This is a genomic window from Amycolatopsis sp. WGS_07, from assembly GCF_045278895.1.
Taxonomy (GTDB): Bacteria; Actinomycetota; Actinomycetes; order Mycobacteriales; family Pseudonocardiaceae; genus Amycolatopsis.
Genome location: NZ_CP136053.1, coordinates 998,767 through 1,012,351, shown reverse-complemented (window position 1 = coordinate 1,012,351; position 13,585 = coordinate 998,767). Strand labels below are relative to the sequence as shown.

The following is a 13,585-nucleotide window of genomic DNA, read 5'->3' as shown; positions in this document are numbered from 1 at the left end:
GACATGGACGCGCAGTACGACGCAGTCATCGTCGGCGCGGGCTTCGGCGGCATGGGGGCGGCGATCCAGCTCCGCCGCCTCGGCTACCGCGACCTGCTGATTCTCGATCGCGAGGACGACCTCGGCGGGACCTGGCACGTGAACCGCTACCCGGGCCTGGCCGTCGACATCCCGTCGTCCACCTACTCGTACTCGTTCGAGCCCAATCCGTACTGGTCACGGCTGTTCGCGCCGGGCGCGGAGCTGAAGAAATACGCCGAGCACGTCGCGGACAAGTACGGCCTGCGCGCCTCGATGCGCTTCGGCACGGTGGTGACCGGGGCGACCTGGGACGGCTCGCACTGGCGGGTCAGCATCGAAGGCGGCGAGACCGTCACCGCGAAGTACCTGCTCACCGCCACCGGCTTCCTCTCGCAGCCGAAGATGCCGGACATCGAGGGCATCGACCGGTTCGCGGGCAAAGTCATCCACACCACCGCGTGGGACGACAGCTACGACCTCGCCGGCAAACGCGCGGCGGTGATCGGCACCGGCGCGACGGCCGTCCAGCTCATCCCGGAGATCGCCAAGGTCGCCGCGGAACTGACCGTCTACCAGCGCACGCCGATCTGGGTCAGTCCGAAGCCGGACTACGCCGTGCCGAAGCCGCTGCAGCAGGCGTTCGCGAAGCTGCCGCTGGTGCAGCGCGCCGTGCGGCTGGCGGGCAGTTCGATCCTGGAGCTGATGATGATCTCCGGCGTCGTGCAGTACCGGCAGTTCCGCGGCGCGAACCGGATCGCCGAACGCTGGTGCCGTGCGCACCTGTACCGCCAGGTCCGCGACCCGCAGCTGCGCCGCAAGCTCACCCCGGACTACTCGTTCGGCTGCAAGCGGCCGACGTTCTCCAACGACTACTTCCCGGCCTTCACCCGTCCGCACGTGCACCTCGAAACGACCAGCATCGAGCGGATCGACGAGACCGGGATCGTGACCGCCGACGGCAAGCGCACCGAGATCGACACGCTCGTGCTGGCCACCGGCTTCAACCTGTGGGACACCAACTTCCCGGCGATCGAGATCATCGGCCGGGACGGCAAGAACCTCGGGAAGTGGTGGCGGGACAACCGGTTCCAGGCGTACGAGGGCGTCACCGTTCCCGGGTTCCCGAACCTGATTTCGCTCAACAGCCCGTATTCCTACAGCGGACTGTCGTACTTCACCACCATCGAATGCCAGATGAAGCATATCGACCGGCTGTTCAAGGGGATGCGCGCCCGCGGTTCGGACGTGTTCGAGGTGACCCAGCGGGCGAACGACGAGTTCCTCGACCGGATGAAACACAAGGTCGGGCACTCGGTGTTCGCGCTCGGCCAGTGCGCGACCGCCAACAGTTACTACTTCAACCAGCACGGCGAGGCGACCCTGCTGCGGCCGACGTCGACGATCAGCGCCCACCGGGAAGCGGCGCGGTTCCCGCTCGAGGACTACCGCTTCGCCCGAGCCGTTTAGAGCAGTTCGAGCCCGCCGTCGACGGTGAGGATCTGGCCGGTGAGCCAGGTGGCGGCGGGGTCGGCGAGATGTAACAGCCAGGCGGCCAGTTCGCCGGGTTCGCCTCGGCGTCCCAAGGGAATCCGGCTGGCTTCGTCCTGCTTGATCTGGTCCGCCGTCTCCGACGGCAGGCCGGACGCGGTCAGCGCCTCGCTTTCGGTCGGCCCCGGGGCCAGCGCGTTGACCCTGATGCGGTCCGGCGCGAGTTCCAGCGCCCAGCTTCGGGTGAGGTGTTCCAGGGCGCTCTTGGTGGCGGCGTAGTGCGACGCGTTGGGCAGTGGTCGATGGCCGTAGGTGCTGGAGACGTTCACGATCGCTCCGCGAGTTCGGCGCAGGTGGGGTAGCGCGGCGCGGGCGAGCAGGCTGGGTGCGGTGACGTTGAGCCGGAACAGGTCGTCGATGCGGGAACCGGTCGCCTCGGCGAGCGGCATGATCGCGGTGGCACCGGCGTTGTTCACCAGCACGTCGACGCCGCCCCATCGATCGACTGCCTCCTGCACGACGGCCTCTGGCGCGCCGTCGGCGCAGATGTCCGCGGCGAACACGGCGATGCCTGGGTGCTGGCGGGCGGTTTCGGCCAACGCTTCCTGACGGCGGCCGACGCCGAGAACGTGTGCTCCGGCCTGGGCGAAGGCGAGCGCGGCGGCGCGCCCGATGCCCGAGCCCGCCCCGGTGACAACCACGACCCGATCCGTGAACGTGGCCATCTCTCTCCTATGTTCGATGTTTGTAGAACATCGAACAAGGTAGCATGACCAGCATGAAGCAGGCGCGGCATCCGGAGGCCGGCGAGATGGAGCTGGTTTCGGTCATGGCGGCGCTGAGCGATCCGATCCGGGTCGGGGTGGTCCGGGTGCTCGCCGACGGCCGCGAGCGGGGCTGGGGGGCGCTGCGGGTGCCGGTGGCGAAGTCGACCCTCAGCCATCACCTGCGGGTGCTGCGGGACGCCGGCATCACCCGCACCCGGCAGGAAGGCACCCGGTGCTACGTCACCCTGCGCCGAGACGATCTCCAAGAACGCTTCCCCGGTCTGCTGGACGCGGTGCTGGACGCGGCCGGCGCGGACAACGTCGGGCAGCACGTGGAGCTTGTCGCCGACGCGTGATGTGCGCCGGTCAGGGGAACCTGGCGCCCTCGGCCGGCGTCGGGGATGGCGTGAACTCTGAGCATGACGTCATGGCCCGTCTCCGCGCGCAGGCGGAACCCGTCCTCGGCAAGGACGTGGCGGCGCGGATCCGTGCGTTCGGCAATGGCGGCCTGTACGTCGAGGCGCGCACCGGCTCCACGATCTGGGCCTGGCTGGTCGACTTCCTCCTGGTGACCGGCCTCTCCGTGGCCGCGGCGGTGGCGTACTACGTCAAGGCGGACACCATTGACGCGGCGGTCGGCGCGAGCGTGATCGGGATAGCCGGGCTGATCGTGGTGCCGCTGCTGTACGGCTGGTTCTACGGCAACGGACGCGGCCTCGGCGCGCTGTGCACCGGAATCCGCCTCGTCCGCCTCCGCGACGGCGGCCGGATCGGGCTCTGGAAGGCGGGCTGGGCGATGCTGATCCGCACGCTCGGGTTCGTGATCATCGCGCTCGGTGCGCTGAGCGGCGACGTCACCGTGACGAACGGGGTCCGGACGAGCATCGACGTGCGCGGAACCGAACAGCTCCGTGCGGCCGGGTTCGTCCGGAAGCCGTGAGCGGGTACGAGGTTCGCGCGGTCGCGGACACTCCCGAGCAACGGCTGCGCGACTACACCGCGCGGCTGCAGGCGATCGTCACCGCGCGGCGGGTGTACCGGGTGATGACGGCCAGTCTCGCCGGGCTCTTCGGTGTCGCCGGGATCGGGCTGGGACTGCATTCGGCTGGGGCAGGCCTCGGGCTGGCAGGCGGCGGGGTTTTCTTCGCTGTGCTGTGGCTCAGCGGAACGTTGATCTGGCGCTCCCGGCCCGCGACCGAACGTGCGCTGAACCCGGGTTCACGCCCGTCTGCTGGCCGAACGCCGGGGAATGTGCGCGGCGCTTTCTTTGCCGCAGCGGGAATGGGCGGCTTAGCAGCAGTCGTTAGTGGACTGTCCTTTATGGCCCATCCGCCACCGGACGCGGTGCTGAAGCTGGTGATCATCGGGCTTGGCGCGTTCGCCGTCTTCGCCGTTTTGTTCGTCCCGCCGGGATATGTCCACGCCCAGTCTGATCAGTACTTCGCGAAATGGCTCAACCGCAACCACGCGGCGTATGAGGCTGCGATACGCCGCCTCTAAGGCGTACGACGTCGCAGGGTCGCCGCCCCGAGGCCCAGTGCCAGCACCGCACAGCCCAGGACGATGAGGATGTTGCGGGTCAACGTCGTTGTCCAGTCCGCGCTGCGCGTCACCTGGGTGAGCGCTTCGACGGCGTAGGACAGCGGCATCACGTCCGACAGCCAGTGCAGCACCCAGCCCATCTCGTCGCGCGGCTGGAAAAGCCCGCACAGCAACGCTTGCGGCAGCACGAACAGCGGCATGAACTGCACCGCCTGGAACTCGCTCGTCGCGAACGCGCTCACGAACAGGCCCAGGGCCATGCCCAGCACCGCGTCGAGCGCGGTGATCAGCAGCAGCGACCACACCGAACCGGCCACCGACAGGCCGAGCCACCACAGGCTGACCGCCGTCGCCACCGCTACCTGCAGCACCGCGACCAGGCCGAACGCCAGCGCGTACCCGGCGAGCAGGTCGAATTTCCCGAGCGGCAGCGTCATCAGCCGTTCCAGGGTGCCCGCGGTGCGTTCGCGCAGGGTGGTGATCGAGGCGATCAGGAACATGATCACGAACGGGAACACGCCGAGCAGCGCGGGCGCGGTCCGGCTGAACATCGCGGCCGAGTTGAAGACGAAGCGCAGCAACACCATCAGCAGCGTCGGCACGAGAACGAGCATCACGACGGTGCGCGGATCGTGCCGCAGCTGGGCGAGAATCCGGCGGGTGGTGGCGAGGGTGATCGAGACAGTCATCGCTGGGCCTTCACCAGGTGCAGGAACGCGCGTTCGAGGTCTTGTTCGCCGGTGGCCGCGCGCAGGGCGTCCGGTGAATCGTCGGCGAGCAGCGCGCCGTCGCGCATCAGCACCAACCGGGTGCAGCGCGCGGCCTCGTCCATGACGTGACTGGACACGAGAAGCGTGGTGCCCTCTGCGGCGAGGCGGTGGAAAACGTTCCACAAATGCTCGCGCAGCAACGGATCCAGCCCGACGGTCGGTTCATCGAGCACGAGCAGCTCAGGACGGCCGAGCAACGCGACGGCGAGACTGGCCCGGCTGCGCTGACCGCCGGAGAGCCGTCCGACCAGTGCGTCCGCGTGCGAGCCGAGGCCGACCTGCTCGATCGCGGCGGCCACCGACCGGGACGGCGCGCCGAGCACGGAAGCGAAGTAACGCAGGGATTCGGTGACGGTGAGGTCGGCGTAGACCGCCGGCGCCTGCGTGGCGTACCCAATCCGCTTCCGCAGCTGACGACTTCCGGCCGGTTCACCGAGCACGGTAACCGCGCCGCCGTGCGTCACCTGCACCCCGACGACGGCGCGCATCAGCGTGGTCTTCCCGCAACCACTCGGCCCGAGCAACCCGGTGACCGAACCGGGCTCGACGCGGAAACTCACGTCGCGAAGCACTTCACGGCCACCGCGCACGACCCGGAGGTCGTCGATGACCACCGCGGAATTCGTCATGCGTTTAATTCTGCGCGCGCGGAATTTCCCTGTCAAGCACGAGCGGTTCGCCGTCGCCCGCGGCTGCCGGACCGCCTTCCGCTTGTGGCCCCTTCGGCCCGGGCCGACCAAGGCCACGTTGGGGTTGTTTCGGTGGTCGGGGCGAGACGGGCCGCGCGGCTCCGTCCCGCAGAGATCCGTGAAGGGTTCCTTGCGGGAATGAGATCCCTTGCCGGGGACTTAAGCTGTGAGACCCCACATCTGCTGAACCGTCCACAAAGGACGCCGGAGTCGCCGAATTGCCCGATTGATTCCCATGTGTCCATATCCAAAGGTCTGTGAGGGGAGCCCTGAGGGAATCTGAGTCCGTGAAGGTGCCCCTCACGGACAACCCAACCCCGCCGGGTCCGCGCCAAGAGCTGCACCGGCCCTGGTCAGCCTTCTGACCTGGGCGGACGAGTCTCCACGCCCCATAGCACCGCCTTGAGTCCCTGACATGGGAATCTCATTCCTTCAAGGAGTCCTTCACGGACATCGAGCCCGGGGCGGGAGGGTCAGCCGCGGTCGACGTACTGCTGTACCGCGGGCGCGATCAACGCGACGACGTCCTCGTGCGCCGCCCCGGCCAGGGGTTCGACCTGCACGACATACCGAACCATCGCGAGCCCGACCAGCTGCGCGGCGATCCCGGTGACCCGCAAGGGCGGGATGTCAAGCGCACCCGCGATCTTGTCCAGCAGCGCACCCTGGATGAAGCCGCGCAGCATGTCCGCGGCCTGTTCGGTGGTGGAGACCGAGCGCAGCACGCCGAAAAACGCGTCGCGCGAGGCCGGGGTTTCCCAAAGCGTCAGGAAGAGCCGCACGAGCCGTTCGCCTACGCCGGATCTCGGGCCGTCGAGGATTGCGTTCACTACGACGCCGGGGTCGGCCGGGAGGTGCAGCGCGGTCGCGAAAACCTGGTCCTTGCTGCCGAAGAAATGGTGCACCAGAGCGGGATTCACGCCCGCTTCGGCGGCGATCGCGCGGATTGTCGCGCCCTCGTACCCGTTCCGGCCGAACAGGTCCCGCGCGGCGGCCAGAATGGCCTCCCGCGTTTCGGTCTGCCCGGGGCGGCGTCCCGTCCGTGCCATCGGCGTCCTTTCGTCCGCTCCAGTATCGCGGGACCATGGGCGGTACAGCTGGCTGTACCTGATCTTTACCCCGCGCGGGATCGCCAGCGGTCCCGCCGCGGCCGTAAGTTTCGGCACAACCGGGGAGGACGGGCGGCAGGGGGAGTGGGATGAACGGATCGGTTCGGGTGCTGATTCAAGCACCGGATCCGCTGACGGACACCGGGATCCGGAGCTGGCTGCAGGCGAGACCGGAGTTTTCCGTGGTATCCGAGGAGGTTGACGTGATCGTCGCCGCGGCCGAGCTGGTGTCGGTCGAGGTGGCGTCCACGTTGCGCGGGTTGAAGGCCACTGTGGACGCTCCGGTCGTCCTGCTCGTCGACGAGGAGGCCGCGGGCCCGGCGGTGCTGACCGCGGTGGAGTGCAACGTGGTCGCCCTGCTGAACCGCGAGCGCACGTCGAGCGAGCAGCTGGCCGCCGCGGTGCTGACCGCTTCCCGTGGCGGCGGGATCCTGCCGCCCGCGGCGCTGGGGACGCTGCTCAGCCACTTCCGCCGTCCGGTGGAACCCCGTCCGAAGCACAGTTCCGGGCTGACGCAACGGGAAATCGACGTGCTGCGCCTGCTGGCCGACGGTCTCGACACCGCGGAGACGGCGGAGAAAATCAACTTCTCCGAGCGTGCGGTGAAGAAGGTCATCCACGATCTGTCACAGCGGCTGGAACTGCGCAACCGCACGCACGCGGTGGCCTACGCCCTTCGGAAGGGCGCGATCTGAGCCGGGCTCAGATGATGCCGGTGCGCAACGCGTACGCGACCGCGTGCGAGCGGTTCCGCAGATCGAACCGCACCAGGAGCGTGCTGATGATGTTCTTGATCGTCCGCTCCGAATACGCCATCCGGTCGGCGATTTCGACCGTGCCGAAGCCGTCCGCGAGCAGGCCGAGGATCTCCACCTCGCGGCTCTGCAGCCGGTGCCGGTCGAGGAAACCGCGCGGATAACGGGCTTCCGCCTCGCTGGCGTGGAACTCGTTCGCGAGCCGCGTCGCGCGCGCCTCCTCGGGCTCGGCCGCGGGCACCCGGGCGGACAGCGCGCCCAGGATGCGCTCGCGTGTCGCGGAGCCGCGGTACAGCACCGCGGCCAGGCCGAATCCGCCGAGCCTGCTCAGCTCGCCCTGCTCGATCCGGTCGGCGACCAGCACGACGCGCACGTCCGGCACGAGCGCCGTCCGGCGGATCCGGGCGAGGTCGAGCAGGGTCTTCTCGCGGACCTCCGGGACGATCACGAGCAGGACGTCCGCACGCGGGACCTCGCCGGGAGCCATCACGGCGTAGCGCGGGGCGGCGCGCAGGTACGCGGCGGCTCCCTCGCCGCTGATCGGGTCGTTGGCGATGATCGCCACTCGTTCGGGCAATGCGCTCATGTCAGCTCACAGACCAGTCGTTCCCGCCGGCGATCCCTCGGCCGAGGATCCCCGGTCCGGCGCGCGGGTTCGATCCCCCGCGCTGCCGAGACAGCGGTAGCGCCTGCGGTACCTCGGCAGCTCAAGAGTTTGTTAAGTACTCAATTGAACGTTAGTACTTGTAACCGTAGTTGAACCATAGCACTAGACGCGGGTCCAGTGTTAAGTGTTGCCCGCACGAACGGGTGGCGTTCGGGCGGCCCGGCCGTACGGGCCGCCCGAGGGCTCAGGCCAGCGCCTGCGCGGGCGGGAGTCGCGCGGCCCGCATCGCCGGATACGCCCCGGCGATCGCCCCCACTGCGGCCGAAATCGCCACCCCGCCCACCAGTGCGACCGGCGGCAGGACCGCGGGCCAGCCCTGGCTGAGCGCGTAGCCCGCGGTCGCGCCGACGCCGAGCACCACCCCGACCAGCCCGCCCAATCCAGACAGCAGCACCGATTCGGCGAGGAACTGCCCGCGAATCTGGCCTCGCGTCGCGCCGAGCGCGCGGCGCAGCCCGATCTCACGCCGGCGTTCCAGCACCGAGATCACCATCGTGTTCGCCACGCCGACGCCGCCGACCAGCAGTGCCACCCCGCCGAGACCGAGGAACAGCGCGCCGTAGGTGTTCTTCGTCAGCTGCTGCGCGGCGAGCGCGTCGGAGGGCCGGTCGACGGCCACCTCGTTCGGCGCGGCCGGGTTGATCGTCGCGGCGAGCACCGAACGCACCGCGTCGACCTGCGATTCCCGCGCCCGCAGGTACACCGTGCTCGGATGGCCGTCGAAGCCGAAGACCTGCTTGGCGACGTCCCAGCCGATCAGTACCGACCGTTCGACCTCCGGGGCGAGCGGCATCGGGGCGAGGATCCCGACGACGCTGAACCACGACGAGCCGATCAGGATCTGTGGCGGCCGCGCCGGATCGAGGTGGTCGATCCCGAGCCGCGACGCCGCTTCCGAGCCGAGGACGACAGACGGGAACCGCTGGTTCGCTGCGGTGAGGAACGTCCCGGCCCGCACCGTTCCGCCGAGCACCGGCAACAGGTCCGGCCGCGCGGCGAAGACCGAAACGCCCGCGGAGTCGCCCTTGTCCATCCGGTCGTTGCGGTACACCTTGGCGCTGACCTTGCCGACCTCCACCGCACCCTCGACCGGCGCGATCCGCCGCACCATCGGGACCGCCGAGTCCGGCAGCTTGGCCGAACCGCCCAGCAACGTCTGACCGGCCTCCGCGCGCAGCAGGTTGGTGCCCATCGCGGCGAGCTTGTCCTGTAACGCCTGGTCCGCGGACGCCGGGATGGCCAGCACCGCGACCATCGCCGCGACGCCGATCGCGATGCCGAGCGCGGACAGCATCGCCCGCATCGGCCGGGTCCGCATGCCATGCGCGCCAAGGGAAACCAGATCGACGGGGCCCAGCCGGTTCGGATCCGGCGGGGCCACCGGGGCGGGCGCGGTCACCGGAGCGCTCCCGCCGCGCCGGTGTCGACGCGCAGCGCCCCGTCCAGGATTTCGATCCGGCGCGGCATCCCGGCGGCGATTTCCCGGTCGTGCGTGATGACCACGACGGTCGTGCGGTCCGCGTTCAGCTCGGAGAGCAGGGCGAGCACCGCCGCGCCGTTGCCGGTGTCGAGGTTCCCGGTTGGCTCGTCGGCGAGCAGGATCGGCGGCGTGTTCACGACCGCACGGGCGATCGCGACCCGCTGCCGCTCGCCGCCGGACATTTCGCCCGGCAGATGCCCGGCGCGGTGCCCGAGCCCGACGCGGTCCAGCGCGATCAGCGCCTTCGCCCGCCGCTTCCGTTTCGGGACCCCGCTGTAGAGCAGCCCGGTGCACACGTTGTCCACTGCGGACAGTCCGTCGTCGAGGAAGAACTGCTGGAACACGAATCCGATCCACCGTGAGCGCAGTGCGGCGAGCTTCCGGTCAGACAGCTGGGCGACGTCGTGCCCGCGGATTTCGATCCGGCCTGCGGTCGGCCGGTCCAGCGTGCCCATCAGTTGCAGCAGGGTGGATTTACCCGAGCCGGACGGCCCGACGATCGCGACCATTTCACCGTCCGAAAGGGACAGTGACACCTTGCGCAGCGCGGGCACGTTCCCGCCGTAGGTGCGCGAAACCTCATACGCAGCAAGCACCGGGATCATGACGTGGTCACCACCTTCTGGCCCGCGTGCAGACCGGCGGCCTTGACCTCGACCTGACCGCCGGAGAACAGCCCGGTCTCGACACCGACCAACCGCCGCTTGCCCTGCTCGTCGACCTCGACCGCATACCCGCCTTCGGCGAGCGCGACCAGGGCGCCAACCGGGACCACCAGCACGTCCTTGTGCACCTCTTTGGTGAACTGAACGGAGACCGGAACGTCGATGACGTCGCCGGTGGCGGCCGGGTCGTCCATCCGGATCTGGACGGTGACCTTGGCCTTGCCGTCCTCCTGTCCCTTGTCTTCCTTGTCCTTCGCGGCGGTATTGCCGACCTCGGTGACAGTGCCGGTCAGCGTGCGGCCGTTCAACGCGACGGAAACCTTGGCGTCCTTGACCGCTACGCTCTGCTTGGTCGCGTCCAATTCGGCTTCCACGACGCGGGCCGTGCCGGTGTACTTGAAGACCTCGCCCGCGCCGGGGCCGCCGAGCTGCCCGGTCACCGACGAAACCCGGATCTCACCGGGGGCCAGCAGGACGTCCGCCGGATCGAAGGATCCGGTCTGCTCCAGGCCGAGCGATTTCTGCCACCGCTTGAGCGCGGACGCGGTCGCCGAGGTGAACTTCTCGTCCGGCGTGCCGAAACCGCTGTATCCCAGCGCTTTCAGATTCTCCTCAAGCTCCTTGACGTCCGGTCCTTTGTCGACACCGTCGTTCAGCGCGCGATAGAACGGCAGAGTTCCGTAGAACAACGGCACCGGTTTGGCGTCCACTGTGTACGCTGTCTTGCCACGGCCGAGCACGTCGCCCTGTGCGGGAAGCCAGGTCACCGTGCCGTTCTTCTTGCCGCTTAACGTGGCTTCCTTGCCGTAGCCCAGCTTTCCGGTCGCGCTCTCCTCTTCCTTCAAGTCCGATTTGGTCACTTCGGCGGTCGACACCGGTTTCGCCGCCGGGGCCGATTCGCCGCCGGACGCGACGTGCGTCAGCACTACCGCGGACGTTGTGCCGATCACGACGACCGTCGCTCCGGCGGCGATGAACCAGCGTGCTCGTTTTCTGGTCACTTGCGAGCCATCCCCATGCCGCACGCCTTCATCGCTTCCTCCATTTTGGTCCCGTCGCCCTCCATCGGCATCGCCCGCGCGCCGCCGTCGGCACTGGGGTCGGGCATGTCGATGCCGTGGTCTCGCATGCACTTGGCGTCCTTGCGTGCCTTGTCCAGCTCCTCCGGGGTCAGCTTCTTCGGGACTCCGCCGCCCGGCAGGAGCTTTTTGCAGGCGTCGAGCGCGGCCTGGTTTTTGGGATCGTTGCTGAAGTTGATGGTCGGGGCTTCGTTCTCGCCGGGATCCGGTGTATCGATACCCATGCATTTCGCGAACTTGCGCATCGCGTCCCGGTCCGCCGCGGAATCGCTGTTCCCGACCGCGGCCCCCGGTCCCGCATTCGCTTTCGGGCTCGCGTTCGGGCTGGAGATCGACGGCACCTGCGGCGCGTTGTCCCCGGACGAGCACCCGGTGAGCAGCGCCAGCGTCATTCCGGCGGCCGCCAGAAGCGCTTTCCGCATCGGCATTCTCCTTCGCTCGGGCGGGTGGCTCCCGCCGGTGGCCCCAGTAGTACCGACGCGGCTATACAGGCCCGTTAAGCGATCTTGTTTATCCTCTCCTTATGCCGGTAGCGGACACACTGTCGGCAGCCGCGAACCGGGAGGATCCCTTGGCCGAAAACAGCGCCGACAAGCGCCGGGGACTGCTCCGGCTGTCCGTGCGGACCCGGCTCACCGCCCTGTACGGCGGGTTCTTCCTGCTGGCCGGAATCGTGCTGGTGGTGGTGACTTATGTCGTCGTCAGCAACGAGCTGCCCGGGCCGGCGCAGTACCTCGGCGACGGCGCCTCGGTGCGGCTCGGCCAGGCGATACCCGCCAATGGCCAGTGGGCCCCGGCGGAAGCCGCGACGACGATTCCGATGCGCACCTCGCCTTCCCCGGTGGAACAGGTGGCCTCGGCCGTGGTCACCGACTATCGCGGTTCGACCATGTCCACTTTGCTCGTCGCGTCCGCGATCGCGCTGGTGATCACCGCGGCATTGGCGGTGTTGTTCGGCTGGTTCATGGCCGGCCGCGCGCTGCGTCCGTTGCACACGATCACCTCGACCGCCCGACGGCTCGAAGCCGGGAAGCTCGACCAGCGAATCAACCTCGACGGCCCGAGTGACGAACTGAAAGAACTGGCCGACACTTTCGACAGCATGCTGGACCGTCTCGCCGGTTCGTTCGACAGCCAGAAACGCTTTGTAGCCAACGCTTCCCACGAGTTACGCACGCCGCTCGCCGTGCAACGTACGCTGATCGAAGTCGCGCTGGAGAACCCTGAAGCCGGGCCGGTGCTGACCAAACTGGGCACGCATCTGCTGCAGACCAACGAACGCAGCGAACGGCTCATCGAGGGTCTGCTCATCCTCGCGCGCAGCGACCGCGGCCTCAGCGCACGCACGCCGGTACGACTGGACAAAGTGGTCCGTTCGGTCGTGAAACTCACTGCCGCGCAAGCTAAAGAAGCCGGAGTGACCGTCGAAACCCGCCTGCGCGCGCGGACTGTCGTCGGCGATGCCGTGCTTCTCGAACGGCTCGTGCTGAACCTGGTGAGCAACGCGATCAGCTACAACGTCCCGGACGGCTGGGTGTCGATCGTGATCGGCGCGACGCCCGCGCTCAGCGTGCGCAATTCCGGGCGCAATGTGGACGATGACGCGGTGGCGGGTCTGTTCGAACCGTTCCGGCGGGGAAAACCGGATCGCACCGGTGCCGCGGATCACTCCGGACTCGGACTGTCGATTGTGCGTTCCGTTGCCCGCGCGCACGGCGGGGAAGTGTCCGGAAGGGCAAATCCGAACGGCGGGTTGACCGTCGAGGTGCGATTGCCCGCTTGATCCTTATCTCGCTTTTATCCTGGTCCAGGGCATGATGATCGAATGCGGGTATTGATTGTCGAGGACGAACCGCTCCTGGCGGATTCGATCGCCGAGGGGCTGCGCCGCCATTCGATCGCGGTGGACGTCTGCTACGACGGCGGCGAAGCCCTCGAACGCGTCGCCGTGCACTCCTACGACGTCGTCGTCCTCGACCGCGACCTGCCGACCGTGCACGGCGACGAGGTGTGCGCCGCGATCGTCGAGGCGGGCGGCGAGACCCGCGTCCTGATGCTCACCTCGGCCGCCGACGTCACCGACCGCATCGAAGGCCTGAACCTCGGCGCCGACGACTACCTCACCAAACCGTTCGTGTTCGCCGAACTGGTCGCGAGGGTGCACGCGCTGGCCCGCCGCGCCCGCCCGGCGCTGCCGCCGGTACTGGAAGCGGCCGGCCTGGTCCTGGACTTACCGCGGCATCAGGCGTCGCGGGATGGCCGGTTCCTGCCATTGTCGCCGAAGGAATTCGCGGTGCTGGAGGTGCTGATGCGCGCCGACGGCACGGTGGTGAGCGCGGAACAACTGCTGGAAAAAGCGTGGGACGAGCACGCTGATCCGTTCACCAACACGGTCCGGGTCACGGTGATGACGCTGCGCCGAAAGCTGGGATCGCCACCGGTAATCGAGACGGTCGCCGGTGCCGGATATCGGCTGGGTGCTTCGTCCGGTTGAGCGTTCGGGGACCGGTCCCGCCCGCATTGCGCTATCTTGGCCGCCTTCTGGTGACGGAG

Annotated in this window: 16 protein-coding genes; 7 read left to right on the top strand and 9 right to left on the bottom strand. The window is 68.6% G+C overall.

Annotated features, from left to right (window positions below):
* The first annotated feature begins 3 nt into the window (after positions 1-3).
* The gene (locus RPX00_RS04615; RefSeq protein ID WP_406637773.1) at positions 4-1,488 is read left to right on the top strand and encodes a flavin-containing monooxygenase; all 1,485 of its coding nucleotides are present in this window, start codon (positions 4-6) and stop codon (positions 1,486-1,488) included.
* Here RPX00_RS04615 and RPX00_RS04610 read toward each other — a convergent pair.
* Positions 1,485-2,234, bottom strand: a complete 750-nt coding sequence (locus tag RPX00_RS04610) for an SDR family NAD(P)-dependent oxidoreductase (RefSeq protein WP_406637771.1) — start codon at positions 2,232-2,234, stop codon at positions 1,485-1,487. The two genes, RPX00_RS04615 and RPX00_RS04610, sit on opposite strands and share 4 nt — an antisense overlap.
* A gap of 44 nt (positions 2,235-2,278) precedes the next feature.
* Here RPX00_RS04610 and RPX00_RS04605 point away from each other — a divergent pair, with 44 nt between their 5' ends.
* The 3 genes from RPX00_RS04605 to RPX00_RS04595 all read left to right on the top strand — a co-directional run bounded on the left by RPX00_RS04605 (position 2,279) and on the right by RPX00_RS04595 (position 3,776).
* Positions 2,279-2,632 (top strand): ArsR/SmtB family transcription factor, encoded by a 354-nt coding sequence (locus RPX00_RS04605; RefSeq protein WP_406637770.1) that lies wholly within the window; start codon positions 2,279-2,281, stop codon positions 2,630-2,632.
* Positions 2,633-2,703: 71 nt separating this feature from the next.
* Positions 2,704-3,216, top strand: a complete 513-nt coding sequence (locus tag RPX00_RS04600) for a hypothetical protein (protein ID WP_406637769.1) — start codon at positions 2,704-2,706, stop codon at positions 3,214-3,216.
* Positions 3,213-3,776 (top strand): hypothetical protein, encoded by a 564-nt coding sequence (locus tag RPX00_RS04595; protein WP_406637767.1) that lies wholly within the window; start codon positions 3,213-3,215, stop codon positions 3,774-3,776. Before RPX00_RS04600 ends, RPX00_RS04595 begins: the two co-directional genes overlap by 4 nt.
* On the opposite strand, the gene RPX00_RS04590 is transcribed toward RPX00_RS04595, so the two are convergent.
* The 3 genes from RPX00_RS04590 to RPX00_RS04580 all read right to left on the bottom strand — a co-directional run bounded on the left by RPX00_RS04590 (position 3,773) and on the right by RPX00_RS04580 (position 6,326).
* On the bottom strand, positions 3,773-4,507 hold the full coding sequence (locus tag RPX00_RS04590) for an ABC transporter permease (RefSeq protein ID WP_406637765.1): 735 nt from the start codon (positions 4,505-4,507) through the stop codon (positions 3,773-3,775). The two genes, RPX00_RS04595 and RPX00_RS04590, sit on opposite strands and share 4 nt — an antisense overlap.
* The gene (locus RPX00_RS04585) at positions 4,504-5,217 is read right to left on the bottom strand and encodes an ABC transporter ATP-binding protein (RefSeq protein ID WP_406637763.1); all 714 of its coding nucleotides are present in this window, start codon (positions 5,215-5,217) and stop codon (positions 4,504-4,506) included. The genes RPX00_RS04590 and RPX00_RS04585 overlap by 4 nt, the downstream gene beginning before the upstream one ends.
* Before the next feature lie 533 nt (positions 5,218-5,750).
* Complete coding sequence (locus RPX00_RS04580; RefSeq protein ID WP_406637761.1) at positions 5,751-6,326, bottom strand: TetR family transcriptional regulator; 576 nt, start codon at positions 6,324-6,326, stop codon at positions 5,751-5,753.
* 149 nt (positions 6,327-6,475) lie between these two features.
* On the opposite strand from RPX00_RS04580, the gene RPX00_RS04575 reads away from it, so the two are divergent.
* Positions 6,476-7,081 (top strand): response regulator transcription factor, encoded by a 606-nt coding sequence (locus RPX00_RS04575; protein ID WP_406637759.1) that lies wholly within the window; start codon positions 6,476-6,478, stop codon positions 7,079-7,081.
* 7 nt (positions 7,082-7,088) lie between these two features.
* Here RPX00_RS04575 and RPX00_RS04570 read toward each other — a convergent pair whose 3' ends face one another.
* The 5 genes from RPX00_RS04570 to RPX00_RS04550 all read right to left on the bottom strand — a co-directional run bounded on the left by RPX00_RS04570 (position 7,089) and on the right by RPX00_RS04550 (position 11,454).
* Entirely contained in the window at positions 7,089-7,727 is a 639-nt protein-coding gene (locus RPX00_RS04570) for a response regulator transcription factor (protein ID WP_406637757.1), read from the bottom strand.
* A 265-nt stretch (positions 7,728-7,992) separates the two neighbouring features.
* Positions 7,993-9,126, bottom strand: coding sequence for an ABC transporter permease (locus RPX00_RS04565; RefSeq protein ID WP_406642764.1), 1,134 nt, complete (start codon positions 9,124-9,126; stop codon positions 7,993-7,995).
* Positions 9,127-9,203: 77 nt separating this feature from the next.
* On the bottom strand, positions 9,204-9,893 hold the full coding sequence (locus tag RPX00_RS04560; protein ID WP_406637755.1) for an ABC transporter ATP-binding protein: 690 nt from the start codon (positions 9,891-9,893) through the stop codon (positions 9,204-9,206).
* Positions 9,890-10,954 carry a peptidoglycan-binding protein gene (locus RPX00_RS04555; RefSeq protein WP_406637753.1) on the bottom strand — a complete coding sequence of 355 codons (1,065 nt, stop codon included), beginning with the start codon at positions 10,952-10,954 and terminating at the stop codon, positions 9,890-9,892. The genes RPX00_RS04560 and RPX00_RS04555 overlap by 4 nt, the downstream gene beginning before the upstream one ends.
* Positions 10,951-11,454, bottom strand: a complete 504-nt coding sequence (locus RPX00_RS04550; protein WP_406637751.1) for a hypothetical protein — start codon at positions 11,452-11,454, stop codon at positions 10,951-10,953. The genes RPX00_RS04555 and RPX00_RS04550 overlap by 4 nt, the downstream gene beginning before the upstream one ends.
* Positions 11,455-11,636: 182 nt before the next feature.
* Between RPX00_RS04550 and RPX00_RS04545 the strand changes: the two genes are divergently transcribed.
* Both RPX00_RS04545 and RPX00_RS04540 read left to right on the top strand, forming a co-directional pair.
* Positions 11,637-12,815 carry a sensor histidine kinase gene (locus RPX00_RS04545; protein WP_406642762.1) on the top strand — a complete coding sequence of 393 codons (1,179 nt, stop codon included), beginning with the start codon at positions 11,637-11,639 and terminating at the stop codon, positions 12,813-12,815.
* Between the two features lie 42 nt (positions 12,816-12,857).
* Positions 12,858-13,526, top strand: a complete 669-nt coding sequence (locus RPX00_RS04540; protein ID WP_406637749.1) for a response regulator transcription factor — start codon at positions 12,858-12,860, stop codon at positions 13,524-13,526.
* The last annotated feature ends 59 nt before the right edge of the window (positions 13,527-13,585 follow it).